11 protein-coding genes are annotated in these 13,103 nt (G+C 51.5%); 10 read left to right on the top strand and 1 reads right to left on the bottom strand.

Features of this window, described 5'->3' with window-relative positions; all coding sequences use genetic code 11:
- Positions 1 to 39 precede the first annotated feature (39 nt).
- Positions 40 to 2,154: a multicopper oxidase family protein gene (locus HMPREF9412_RS20290; protein WP_254664087.1), complete on the bottom strand. Its 2,115-nt coding sequence runs from the start codon at positions 2,152 to 2,154 to the stop codon at positions 40 to 42.
- A 148-nt stretch (positions 2,155 to 2,302) separates the two neighbouring features.
- Between HMPREF9412_RS20290 and HMPREF9412_RS20285 the strand changes: the two genes are divergently transcribed.
- From HMPREF9412_RS20285 to HMPREF9412_RS20245, 10 genes are all read left to right on the top strand, one after another.
- Complete coding sequence (locus HMPREF9412_RS20285) at positions 2,303 to 2,989, top strand: response regulator transcription factor (protein WP_009593581.1); 687 nt, start codon at positions 2,303 to 2,305, stop codon at positions 2,987 to 2,989.
- The gene (locus tag HMPREF9412_RS20280) at positions 2,986 to 4,083 is read left to right on the top strand and encodes a HAMP domain-containing sensor histidine kinase (protein WP_009593601.1); all 1,098 of its coding nucleotides are present in this window, start codon (positions 2,986 to 2,988) and stop codon (positions 4,081 to 4,083) included. Before HMPREF9412_RS20285 ends, HMPREF9412_RS20280 begins: the two co-directional genes overlap by 4 nt.
- A 44-nt stretch (positions 4,084 to 4,127) precedes the next feature.
- Positions 4,128 to 5,030 (top strand): LysR family transcriptional regulator, encoded by a 903-nt coding sequence (locus tag HMPREF9412_RS20275; protein WP_009593611.1) that lies wholly within the window; start codon positions 4,128 to 4,130, stop codon positions 5,028 to 5,030.
- Positions 5,031 to 5,399: 369 nt separating this feature from the next.
- Positions 5,400 to 6,590 carry a glycine C-acetyltransferase gene (locus tag HMPREF9412_RS20270; protein ID WP_009593593.1) on the top strand — a complete coding sequence of 397 codons (1,191 nt, stop codon included), beginning with the start codon at positions 5,400 to 5,402 and terminating at the stop codon, positions 6,588 to 6,590.
- Between the two features lie 17 nt (positions 6,591 to 6,607).
- Complete coding sequence (locus HMPREF9412_RS20265; RefSeq protein ID WP_009593583.1) at positions 6,608 to 7,576, top strand: NAD-dependent epimerase/dehydratase family protein; 969 nt, start codon at positions 6,608 to 6,610, stop codon at positions 7,574 to 7,576.
- A gap of 33 nt (positions 7,577 to 7,609) precedes the next feature.
- Complete coding sequence (locus tag HMPREF9412_RS20260) at positions 7,610 to 8,179, top strand: helix-turn-helix domain-containing protein (RefSeq protein WP_009593589.1); 570 nt, start codon at positions 7,610 to 7,612, stop codon at positions 8,177 to 8,179.
- A 1,243-nt stretch (positions 8,180 to 9,422) separates the two neighbouring features.
- Positions 9,423 to 10,067 carry a TetR/AcrR family transcriptional regulator gene (locus tag HMPREF9412_RS20255; protein ID WP_009593614.1) on the top strand — a complete coding sequence of 215 codons (645 nt, stop codon included), beginning with the start codon at positions 9,423 to 9,425 and terminating at the stop codon, positions 10,065 to 10,067.
- A gap of 6 nt (positions 10,068 to 10,073) precedes the next feature.
- The gene (locus HMPREF9412_RS20250) at positions 10,074 to 10,583 is read left to right on the top strand and encodes a DUF4188 domain-containing protein (protein ID WP_009593576.1); all 510 of its coding nucleotides are present in this window, start codon (positions 10,074 to 10,076) and stop codon (positions 10,581 to 10,583) included.
- A gap of 226 nt (positions 10,584 to 10,809) precedes the next feature.
- The gene (locus HMPREF9412_RS33415; RefSeq protein WP_009593596.1) at positions 10,810 to 11,679 is read left to right on the top strand and encodes a cache domain-containing protein; all 870 of its coding nucleotides are present in this window, start codon (positions 10,810 to 10,812) and stop codon (positions 11,677 to 11,679) included.
- A complete protein-coding gene (locus HMPREF9412_RS20245) occupies positions 11,594 to 13,057 on the top strand; it encodes a helix-turn-helix domain-containing protein (protein ID WP_254664086.1) in 1,464 nt (487 codons plus the stop codon). Before HMPREF9412_RS33415 ends, HMPREF9412_RS20245 begins: the two co-directional genes overlap by 86 nt.
- Positions 13,058 to 13,103 lie beyond the last annotated feature (46 nt).

Raw genomic sequence — 13,103 nt, 5'->3', positions numbered from 1 at the left:
GGCTCGGAAAGACTGGTGATCGGCGCTTGTTTTTTGTAATTATTCGTATCTATTTACGGTGGCACTCCCGATTTCGAAAGGCGTGTAAACCCCCTCATACATGAGATGCATCGACATCCCGGCCGCGGCATGGTCCAAATTGTGGCAGTGATCCATCCAAAGCCCCGGGTTGTCGGCTTCAAATGCAGCTTCATACGTCTCGCCGGGCGCTACATTCAGCGTATCCGTCCACCAGGGACTTCCTTCGACAGGTTCTCCATTACGCTTCAATACGAGAATATGGTGACCATGCAGATGCATCGGATGATCCATGAAGCCCCGATTCACAAACTTCATTTTTACGATATCCCCTTCGCGAACCATGAGAGACGGCGTATTCGGAAAGACATAACCGTTGATGGTCTGCACATTGGTCATCATGCCGTTATAGAAGCCCACGCGGTTGTCGAGAACAAGCGTAAAGTTACGGTCATAGACGGTATCAGCGTCAAAAGGAACCGAGGACGGCGTGCCGTATTTGGCCGGATTGAATACCGGGCCCTCCCGGCCAGGAAGCGGCAGGTCCCGATCATTGCCGGCCATAACAATCGCTTCGCTCCGTTCGTTGATCGCATCGGCAGTATGCGTCAACGATACCGCATGATCCGACATGGCAAAGGAAATATCGTAGCGTCCGCCGGCAGCCAGCAGCATCTTTTGATTTTGTATCCACTCGGGACCGCTCAGATCCACGCCGTCAATGGAGGTTACTTTAAAGGAGGCTCCTGACAAATAGAACATTTTAGGCATGTTATGTGCATTGATTATTCTTAACCTCACGGTTTTGCCCGGCATTACGGTCTGCCGCTGGAGCTTTCCCGTGGCTCCTAAGGTGATCGTTGTTCCATTGCTCGTTCCTTTCGGATGAGCCAACACGGTTAAATCGACATCTTCCAAAACGGTAGCGTCATCCGGTTCGATGACTAGCGTGCCATACAGCCCTTTGGCAACCTGGACCGAGGATTGCTGATGGGAATGATACCAGTATGTGCCCGTCTGTTCCGCGATGAACCGGTAGATATGCTGTTCTCCAGGCATGACGGCATTCTGCGTTAATCCTGCCACGCCATCTTCTCCGTTCGGAACATTTAGCCCATGCCAATGGATCGTAACGCCATCCTCCACATCGATATTGACCAGGGTAACCTCGACCAGCTCGCCTTCCTGAATACGGAGTTCCGGACCGGGAACGAGGCCATTAAAAGCCCATACCTCTTCGGTTTCGCCTGAGGGCATGGTGAGCAGCTTTTTCTGTGCGCTTAATTCGAATTTGCGGTCAGGCGTTGAGGTCTGCGGTCCGCGCAAGCTGGCTACACTGATCGATTCTATATTCTCTGCAGATATGCTCGATGCTTCCGCGTGACTTCCATGATGGCTATGGTTCCCGGGGCTTCCGCTGCTGTCATGACGACCATGGTCCATCATGCTCATTCGGTCCGGCAGCCGGGACGAGATCAAGCCCGCGGAAACCATTATGGAGGTGATGGCAATGACAAGCAGGCACTTCCATGAGAATCGGACAAGTCTCTGCTTGTAGGTTACACGGTGATCCATGTTCAATGAATGCTGCAATTCCTTGAATTGTTTTCTGCGTGAAACCCACGCCATGCCCATCAGAATACCGAATGCAATCCAGATGGTTATAAAACTCCTGAATCGGAGTGGAGATTGCGAGAGAAACAACATGTATAAGCAGGAGCATGCTGCTGCATAGAACGCTGCCGAAAAAGGTGCCACAAGGAAGCGGTTGTTCAGGTACCCGCTTGAACCGTCGTTTAACTTATCATCAAGGACTGTTAATTTGCGACTCGTTAATACGGGCAGTGAGAAGAAAAAGACGGCGGAAATCGAGATCGCATAAAGCGGCCACTGGATGAACACCTTGTCTTCGACAAACGCCCAATCGGCATTCCACAGCACCGCACCCGCAGCGAATTTAAGCCCTGTCATGATCATGGCGGGCCACAACCAGAAGCGAAGAATGTTTAGATGCTTAAGCAGGTCTTCCTTCGGTTGCGGCAGGCATGTTTTTTTTACTCTGTAATAGACGATCCACCATATAAAAAAATTTAGAAACGTTAGTACGTATTCAAACATTAGCCAGCTTCTCACCATTGTGTACGCCCCTTTACATTGGTTTTGCATTCAGTGTACAGATCAAATGTGTAGAACTGTTGGAGATGATCTTTTCATTCTGTGTAGGATCACTTCTTATGCTGGAAACGGGTTATAATGGTTCTAAAAAGTGAGAGGGTTATTCGCAATGGAGATGACGCTGTTGCTTGTGGAAGACGAAGTGGCGATGCTTGAAACTATGAAGCTTTATTTAGAAGGCGAAGGGTTCCGGGTTCTTGCCGTGACCAATGGTCAAGATGCGCTTGAGTGCGCCCGAAGAGAGCAACCCGCCCTTGTGGTGCTGGATTGGATGCTGCCTGGAAAGAGCGGAATCGAAGTGTGCAAGGAGCTGAGGCAATCCAGTGCTTGTGGAATCATCATGGTAACGGCGAAATCAGAGGAAACGGACAAAATTATTGGCCTGGAGCTTGGTGCGGATGACTACATAACCAAACCCTTCAGTTTGCGGGAACTGACTTCCCGCATTCGATCGGTTCTCAGACGAACGGCTCCAATCCAGGTTGAGGCGCCGCCCTTGCAGCGCGGGGATCTGTTGATATCGGAAACCCAATGCCAGGTTACGCGAAACGGGGAGCTCATCCCGCTGACCCCGACCGAGTTCAAGATCTTGCTGACGCTGGCCAACAGGCCGGGGGTTGTGTTCAGTCGATTGCAGCTTATGAAGGCAGCTATGGACGATGATTTCATGAATTATGAACGCACCTTGGACTCTCATGTCAGTAAACTGCGTAAGAAGCTTGAGCCTGATCCTGACCATATGAAATACATTCAAACGGTGTATGGGTTTGGATATCGATTCGGTGAGCCGAGATGACGGTGCGCGGCAAAATATTCATGGCGATGGGCGTCCTTGTCATGCTTGTAACGGCCGCGTATATCGGCACAACGCAAGGCTACTTGGGAAGCCTGTTTGCCCGGTATGTTCCCGAGGGAAGCGGGGGTGGCCTCGAAGGTCTCGAGGGGCTAAGCAAATATGTGCTTGGCGAAATGAAGCTCAAAGCTCTTATGGTGACGTTGTTTGTTGCATGCGCTGTGGTCATTTTGGGTTATTGGCTTTCAGGTCTAATCATTCATCCGCTCCATAAACTGATCGCGGTTATGCGAAAAGTAGCCGATGGAGACTTGACAACGGAAGTGCCGATCAAGCGAAAGGACGAGTATGGTCAGGTTGGGGAGGCGTTCAATTCCATGACGCACCAATTACGAGAGGCCATGGACCTCCGAAAAAGACTTGTCGAAGATATAGCGCATGAATTAAGGACGCCGCTATCCATCGTTCAATCCAAGCTGGAGTTGATTCAGCAGTCCCCAACCGATGTGAAGCCGGAAGTTTTGCTTCCCCTTCACGACGAGGTGCTGCGTCTGGTGCATTTGGTGGATGAGCTTCATCTTCTGAATACGGCAGAAGCGGGGGAGTTAGTCTTACATAAAGAGAAGACCGATCTGAACTTGCTATTGGTCAATCTCATGGAGCTCTTACAGCCGGAGGCGGATGCTTGCGGGGTTACGTTAAGGTCTGAATATCGGGATTCAGCATGGGCCCAGGTCGATCCGAAACGGCTGAAGCAGCTATTACTTAACTTGTTAACCAATGCGCTGCGGCATACGCCGGAAGGGGGAAGCATTTCGGTTCGAATCGATGCGAGGGATCTGTCCGGGCAGATTGCGATAGGCATAACGGACACGGGCACAGGAATACCTGCTGATGCACTTCCTCGTGTATTCGACCGTTTCTACCGGGTGGATAGCGGAAGAGGCAGGTCGACAGGAGGCTCCGGTCTGGGGCTTTCGATTGCTAAGCAGATTGCAGCGGCTCACGGTGGATACATCCAAGTACAAAGCGAGCTTGGCAAGGGGACGGAATTTACGGTAATCCTTCCCTGGAGCCATGATAGCAGTAAAAATTAACGTGCGAATGTTATCCTTGATAGTATAAAAAAGGGGGAATCACATTGACCTTACAACAATTAAAGTACGCCATCGAAGTTGCCAACCGTGGTTCCATGAACGAGGCGGCCAAACGATTATTTATTTCCCAGCCCAGCCTGTCCAACGCGATCAAGGATCTGGAAGAGGAGCTTCGTATTACGATATTCGAGCGGACCAACAAAGGCATATCCTTGTCCAAGGAAGGCGCGGAGTTTCTAGGCTATGCGCGGCAGGTGGTGGAGCAGGCTGAGCTTCTGGAGGGGCGTTATTTGAACGCAAAGCCTTCCCCGCAGCATTTTTCAGTATCCACGCAGCACTACGCCTTTGCGGTCAATGCCTTCGTGAAGCTGGTCCAGGAATACGGGCAGGATGAGTACGAATTGGCGCTGAGAGAGACGAAGACCTACGAAATCATCCAGGACGTCAAAACCCTGCGCAGCGAAATCGGCATTCTCTACCTCAATGAATTCAATGCCAAGGTGATCAACAAGTTGCTGAAGGATGCAGGACTGCAGTTTACCAGCTTGTTTACGGCGAGGCCGCATATTTTTATCAGCATCAAAAATCCACTGGCCAAGCAGTCGATCGTGACCATTGACGAGCTTCAGAATTATCCGTATTTATCCTTCGAGCAGGGGGAATACAATTCGTTCCACTTCTCGGAGGAAATTCTCAGCACGCTGTCTCATAAAAAAAGCATCCGGGTCAATGACCGTGCAACCTTGTTCAATCTGCTGATTGGTCTGAACGGTTATACCATTTCGACCGGGGTGCTGAGCGCCGACCTGAACGGGAACGAGATTATTCCGGTTCCGCTCGCCTGCGATGAGACGATCAACGTCGGATGGATCAGCCATAAAAACGCAACCCTGTCCAAGCTTGCCGCAGCTTATGTCGAGGCGCTGCATGAGGCGATTGCCACCTGATTTTTTCGATATAGATCAATAGGCTAATAGCTGGAGCTGGCTATAGTTTATTAGAGTTATTTATAACAACAGCATGATGGATACCTTCTTACTCACCCAAACGGAAGAACAGTCGTTGGAGAAGCTGAGATTCATTAAAGATTTCGCATACGAAATTTGGACCTCGTCATCATTCATTCGCCCTTTAGCGTTCATATAGGCAGGCTGACAGGCAGACTACCTATCGAATGCTGAGGGGATTTTTTTGCTAGAAAATCTAATATAACATATTTATGTACAGGATATTGCATGCGTGTGACTTTTTGCATACAATGGAAGGGTAAATGATATGTACGTTAAGATACTTCGGATCCACGGGAGGAATTTCATATGTCCAGTCAATCGTTAAGCGCTTTCTTACAGGATAATCTAACGGAACTCAAGCAGCAAGGGCTTTATAATACCATCCAGCCTCTTGAAAGCCCGAACGGTCCGCTCATTACCATTCAGGGTCGTGAATTCGTGAATTTATCTTCCAACAACTATCTCGGACTGGCAAATGATGAGCGACTGAAAGAAGCAGCCATCCGAGCTACGACCGATTTCGGAACCGGAAGCGGCGCCGTTCGCTCCATTAACGGAACCCTAATGCTGCATGTTGAGCTTGAGGAGAAGCTTGCGCAGTTCAAGGGAACGGAAGCGGTACTTACGTATCAGTCCGGTTTCAATTGCAATATGGCGGCGATCTCGGCGGTGATGGGTGCCGGGGATGCGATTTTGTCGGATGAGCTGAACCATGCGTCCATTATTGACGGCTGCCGGTTGACCAAAGCCAAAGTCATTCGGTTTAACCACTCGGACATGGATGATTTGCGTTTGAAAGCGAAAGAAGCGAGAGAGTCCGGTTTATACGGCAAGATTATGGTGATTACCGATGGCGTGTTCTCGATGGATGGCGACATTGCAAAACTCCCCGAAATCGTGGAGATCGCCGAGACCTATGATCTGATCACTTACGTGGATGACGCGCATGGATCGGGCGTGCTTGGCGGCGGTGCAGGCACCGTGAAGCATTTCGGGCTGTCGGATCGGGTGGATATCCAGATCGGAACCCTGTCCAAGGCGGTTGGCGTTGTCGGCGGTTATGTTGCCGGATCGCGGGACCTGGTGGATTGGCTCAAGGTCCGCAGCCGGCCGTTCCTGTTCTCCACAGCGCTGCCTCCAGGTACCGTAGCGGCTTGCATTACCGCTATCGACATCCTGCAGAACAGCAAAGACCTGCAAACGAAGCTATGGGAGAACACCCGTTATCTGCAGGAAGGACTTAAGCGCCTTGGTTATTCCGTCGGCCGCACGGAAACTCCGATTACGCCTTGCATCATCGGAGATGAAGCAACGACCCAGACATTCAGCACGAGACTGTACGAAGAAGGCGTGTATGCCAAATCGATCGTGTTCCCGACGGTGCCGAAAGGCACGGGAAGAGTTCGGAATATGCCAACCGCCATGCATACGAAGGAGATGCTGGATCGCGCACTTTCCGCATATGAAACCATCGGGCGCGAGCTGGGTCTGATCTAATAAGGGGGCACGAGCTTATGAGACGAATTATGGTAACCGGTGCACTCGGTCAGATCGGCTCAGACCTGGTGGCGAAATTGCGCCAGAATTACGGCGAAGAAGCCGTTCTTGCAACGGACATTCGTCAAATCCATCATGAAACGGTCCTATCGGGACCGTTCAAAACACTGGACGTAACCGATCACCATGCATTTCACGAAGCGGCAAAAGAGTTTCGGGCAGATACGATCATTCATCTAGCGGCTCTGTTGTCGGCCAAGGCAGAATCCAATCCGGCACTGGCCTGGAATCTGAACATGGGCGGTTTGTTAAGTGCGCTGGAGACGGCGCGGGCCTTGTCCTGCCAGTTCTTTACGCCGAGCTCCATCGCGGCATTCGGGGCAGACACCCCAAAAAACGCAACGCCGCAAGACACGCTGCAGCGCCCGCTAACCATGTATGGAGTCAGCAAGGTCTCCGGGGAGCTGTTGTGCGACTACTATTACCATAAATACGGAGTGGATACCCGGGGATTGCGCTTTCCGGGACTGATCTCCCATTCCGCGCCTCCGGGCGGGGGAACGACGGATTATGCGGTTGAGATGTATGTGGCCGCGATCCGCAGCGGAAGCTATACTTCTTTTATTGATAAAGGGACCTACCTTGATATGATGTACATGCCGGATGCGATCTCCGCCATCATTGCATTGATGGAAGCGGATCCGGCTAAGCTGAAGCATCGCAATGCTTTCAATGTTACGGCGATGAGCGTCGATCCTGAGGGAATTGCGGCCAGCATCCGCCGGCATATTCCGGATTTCAGCCTCGACTATGACGTGGATCCGGTCCGTCAAGCGATTGCAAGCGAATGGCCGGACTCGATTGACGCAACTGCGGCACGCGAAGAATGGGGATTTGATGTACAATATGATTTGAACCATATGACTGATGATATGGTGTCAAAGCTTATGGAGAAGCGGCGGGCTGATCAGAGCAAGATCAGTTAACGGCTTAGTTTCAGAAGGAGGATATGGTTACACTTGGAACCCATTCATAAAAAGGTAGGGAGAAATCTGCAAGCCATTCGTAAATCACGGGGCCTCAGCCTCGATAACGTAGCCGAGTTGACCGGTGTCAGTAAAGCCATGCTGGGACAGATCGAGCGTGGGGATTCTAACCCGACGATCTCGGTATTATGGCGCATCGTCAGCGGCCTCGGCATTTCATTCACCACGCTCATCGAGGAGGCGGAAACCGAAGTGACCGTGGTCGCTCCGGATGACGTGGAGCCTTTTCACGAGGCGGAAGGCGCATACCGGGTGCACCCCTTGTTCTCCTACAACCTGCGTACCAAATTCGAGTCTTATATGGTCATCATGGATCCGGGCTGCGACCACGGGTCCGAAGCTCATAATGACGGCGTGGAGGAGTATATTTTTGTGCATCAGGGAGAGCTTGAGCTTTGGCGCGAAGATGAAAGCTATACCGTGCCTGCCGGAAGCTCCGTCCATTTCTCGGCTAACCGGCCCCATCGGTACGTCAATCCTGGCAAGGAAACAACGAAATTTTACACGATTATATTCTATGCGGATGCCGCAGCCAGGGGATGATTGTATTGGCGGGCCAGTGATCGTGGTACCCTAAGCGCTAGTTTACGAGTTAAACGTGCTGTGAGTTGAGTTGTATAGCGGTGTGAGGGGGATTCTTATACAGGTGTATGAGCGGTACCTTCAGGGTGCTTGTCAGTGTGGCGCGGCTAAAGTCCGGCAATGCCGCTTGGTCTTGTGGTGTGGCGAAAGCCTGACAATGCCGCTTGGCCGTGTGTGGCGGCGAAAGTCTGGCAATGCCGCTTGGTCTTGTGGCGCGTCCAAAGTCCGGCAATGCGGCTCGGCCGTGTGGCGCGGCTAAAGTCCGGCAATGCGGCTTGGGCGTGTTGAGTGGTCAAAGCCTGGCAATGCCGCTTTGTCGAGTGGCGGGTAAGCCTGGCCTTGCGGAACAACGGTAATTGCCGCTCTGCCATGCCTCCATGAAGTTGCCCCGCGTACACGTGGTGTTTAGCGGACCACAGGGGACCTTATTTCGTAGAAAATAGAGGTTTGAGCGAAATTAACGGACAGGGAATCCGTTATTATCTGAAAACGGCGTTATTTTGGCCGTTTGCGAAGTAAGTAACGGATCTGGTGTCCGTTAGAACGTTTAATGACCTCTTATCTGGGAAATAACGGATCTGCTGTCCGTTAGCATGATACAGGGGCTTCTTATCTGGGGGAAAACGTATCTGATGTCCATTTGCTACGGCGTTGGGCGTTCGGCGGATGTTCTTGTCCGCCGTCGCCGCAGCTTCAATCTCGGCAGAATCACCAAAACCGAGTCTGGACCAACAAACGCTAGTTTCCTTTGCCGCCTATGCTCCTTTAAGTAGTTAGTTATCAATTTGTCTGACAGTGGATCACCGTTTTTTGCATACCCATTATGATCAGAGGCGAGATCAGGAATGTAGCCTGAAACTTGCCTTTTTGTTTTACCCTCCTGAAAGACAAACTCCGGTAGTATGGGTCATCCTGGTCATGTCCCAACCTATTCTCTGTGTACCTTATCCCGCATATTTCTCAAAGTACCGTTACCAGTTACCGCATTTTCCCCCATGTCTCTATTCAGAAAAAGAGGGGCATTTCTGCGCTTTCCCTTCCAAGTCATTCCCCCGTGTATCCAATCTCAATAAACACACTATGATCGACAGCCAACCAAGCAAGCCCGGACCACGCACCGTGGGCACGATGCACTTTACTTTGACAAAATAAATTAACTTGTGTTAATTTATTTATAAGAGTTAATCAAAGGTGGTGTGTTCCATTGCAACATCCGGATATCCCATTAAGGGAGTTAAAAAAAGCCAAGAACAAAATTGCGCTGTACGAAGCCGGATTATCCTTGATGAAGGATCGGATGTTCAGCCAGGTCATGCTGGAGGACATCTGCAGGAGCGCTGAAATATCCAAGGTCACTTTTTTCAAGTTTTATCAACGCAAAGAGGATCTGCTGATTTATTTTATGCGGGTTTGGCTGACCGAGCGGATGATCGAGATCGGCCAGGAAGGGATGGAAGGGTTTCAGGCATTCCGCCATCTGCTGTCCGAGGTCGCTAAGGAGCATCAAGTAAGGCCGGGCATGATGCCGAGTTTGATCTCTTTTCTCGCGGAGCAGAACATGCAGCCCTGCATGCCGGAGCTCAGCCGGGCGGAAGTAACGCTGCTCTTTCCCGGGCACGAGGAAGCGGGAAGCGAATCGCCCAACATGTATGCATTATTCAAGCGGTTCATGAAGGAGGAAGCTCAAGCCGGCAGGCTGAATAAAGCCTTAACCTTGGAGCAAGCCGTACAGATTTGTTTCACCGTTTTTTACGGGGCGTTTCTGACGGCCCAGTTGTACAATTCCACGGAAATCGGCTGCTTTTACGAAACGCACCTAGGTCTGCTCGAAATAAAGGAAGGGGAGTGAGCAAGCATGAGCAAAGTGATTCCAGGTCGATATACCGCCCACATGGACGGTTCTTTCGTTGTATTCGTCATCGGGTTTCGAATTAACAAATGGTGGGCGGTACATAAGTGGCTGCCGGTCATGAACGCCATGTCCCCGATGCTGCAGGAGTTATACCGGAACAAGGAGGAGCTCGGCTTCATGGACGGTACCTATCATTTTTCGGGGCGCGGGCTTACCCTCATCCAATATTGGAGAAGCTTCGAACACCTCGAGCACTATGCCCGCCACGGAGCCAACCACCTGACGGCATGGCGGGAGTTCAACCGCAAGGTCGGAACGGGAGGAGACGTGGGGATTTTTCACGAAACCTATCTGGTCCAGGAAGGCCAGTATGAATGCCTGTACAACAACATGCCGCGGTTCGGTTTGGCCAAAGCCGGAGCCCATGTATCCGCGACAGGCCGCAGGGAAACGGCAAGCCGGCGGCTTGGCCGCGAGGGTGAACCCGCTGTGCCGACTCCTCCCAATCCCTAGACCCTTATAGATTTACGGCGGCGAATCCTCTGCGTTTCCCTCAGCTAAAGATAAGTATGATTACCATAGGATCAAGACCAAGTCAATGCTATGGAAGTAATGATGCTTTAGACGCGTTTTTCTTCCGCGGTTCAAAAAAGTGTTGGTAAACCCCGTCCGTTCTTCTATGATGAAATTACTTTCAATCGATGACGAGACAAGGAATTAATCGCTCAGGGGGATGCCTATGGGAAGGAAAGCGTGGTTTTACCGTCAGCTTTTATCGTATATGCCGGTCTTCTTTATCGTGATTTCCTTTGTGTTTTTTGTCTTTTTCCAAATGCTCGGGGAACAGTCGCGGCAGGGCGCGATCCAGGCTAATGAGACGATGATTCAGCAGGCGATGCGTTCGGTCGACAATTCGCTGAAGGCCATCGATCAGATGCTGGTGCAGGAATTGCTGTTCAACCCTGATATGTCGGGATTTTTCAATCAAGAGGATCAGGACAACGTCTATTTGAACATGCAGGCCGTGAAGGCCATGAAGCAGTTCAAGGTTTCCAACCCGCTTGTGGATTCCACGGTCCTCGTTCGAACCCAGGATGAATTCGTCCTAAGCACTTCGTCCACCTTCCGTTTGCAGGATTATGCGGATTATGACTTTCTCCAGCCTTATCTGAGCCAGGTCAATAGCGAAGCAAAATGGAGTGCCCTGCGGAATTATCGGGAATTCAGCTTTAACAGCACGCAGCAGGTGGTCACCCTGGTACGGGATGCCCCCTTCGTTACCCATGGCAAAGGCGTGATTGCCGTCAATATCAAGGTGGACGCCATACATAACATGATTCAGGGCATGGTTAATCCGGAAGTCAGTTTCATTCATGTGATGGACACTGGGGGCAGATCCGTGATCGCCGGCACCTCGGGCGCCGATCACGGGGAACTTGTGTCCCAAGCGATATCCCCTTACACCGGATGGGTTTACGAAGGGGGGCGTTACCCAAGGCAGGGTGGTGGGTATCGTCAGCCAATTGTACAATGTCTGGTTTATCGTCGGCCTTCTGATGTGCATGGCCGGCGTGGCCTGGATCGTATTCGTCACGCGCCGGAACTATAAGCCGATTGAAGCCATCGTGTCCCGGATTTCAAAATATTCGCAGACCAAAACGAGCGTTCTGCTCCATGGCGGCAAACAGGATGAGTTTGCTTTTATCGAATCGGCGCTGGAGAGCCTGCTGGAACAGGCGAGCAGCTTTCAGCAGCAGCATCGTGAAGATTTGCTCCTGCGCAAAGCGTACCTGTTTCAGCAGCTGATGGAGGGACAGTATCCTTCTCATCTGGAGCAGTGGAACGAGCAGCGCGAAGCCATGGGGCTGCCGGACCTGTCCCAACCACAGATCGTCAATGTCATCGAAATCGATAAATACCCGCTGTTTTGCGAACAGTATCCCCAGCAGGACCAGTATCTGATCAAGTTTGCCTTAAAAAGCGTCGTTCAAGAAATTGCGGCCGGGCAGGAAACGATGCTTTGGACGGAATGGATTTCAGCCTCGAAGCTGGGAGTTCTCGCGGCAGCGGAAGATCAGGATCCGAATCGGCATGTGGCTACGCTGCTGGAGCAAGCCCGCCAGTGGGTGGAGGAGCACCTGAAGCTGACCATAACCGTTGGCATCGGGGAGAAAGTGGAGCGGTATACGGTTATCCCGGAATCCTATGAGCAGGCACGCGCCGCATTGAAATACAAAATGATCCTCGGCGACAACCGAATCATTCATTACGCCGAAGTATCCGGTGAGGACCGGGGGAATGCATTCGATTTTCTGAACCTGATCCGCTCGATGGCGCAGTCCTTCCGGCTCGTCAACAAGGATTGGCAGGAGAAATACAGCACTCTTATCCATAACATCGAGCAGAACATGCTGGACCGGGACGGCGTGGTGAACCTGGCGGATTACATGATGTACTCGCTGGGACGCGAAATGTCCTGCATGGCGAAGGAATTTCAGGAATTATGGCTTACGGAGGGGCAGCCTGCTTTACGGAACGCGCTTCAGTCGTCCGATACGCTGGAGGAGCTGGAACAGGAACTCGGGGAGGCTTTATCCGCTCTGTACGACAGCATCCTCGCTCTCATGGAGGGCCGAAATCATGCGGACACGATTCAGAAGGTGCGTTTGTTTATGGAGCAGAACTCGAGCAACCCGGACCTGTCCCTCAATTATTTAAGCGAACGCTTCGGCATGAACTGGAAAACGCTAAGCAAGCTGTTCCGGGAGGAGACCGGCCAGAAATTCGTGGATTATTTGATCGAGCTGCGGATGACCCATGCTCGGAGACTGCTGGAAGAAACCCTGCTGCCCGTACAGGATATTGCCACCGAAGTCGGGTATTCCAACGCCATCTCGTTTGGCCGGATGTTTAAAAAGCTGATGGGAATGTCGCCGGGGGATTATCGTGAGCAAGCTGCTATCAAGCAGCAGAAATTCGGGAATTAACGAGTCCTTCGGAGTCCCTTCCATGCATACTCGAACCAAGTATAGA

Source organism: Paenibacillus sp. HGF5 (assembly GCF_000204455.1).
In the GTDB taxonomy this organism is placed as follows: Bacteria; Bacillota; Bacilli; order Paenibacillales; family Paenibacillaceae; genus Paenibacillus_AQ; species Paenibacillus_AQ lautus_A.
This window is presented reverse-complemented; position numbering and strand designations above follow the sequence as displayed.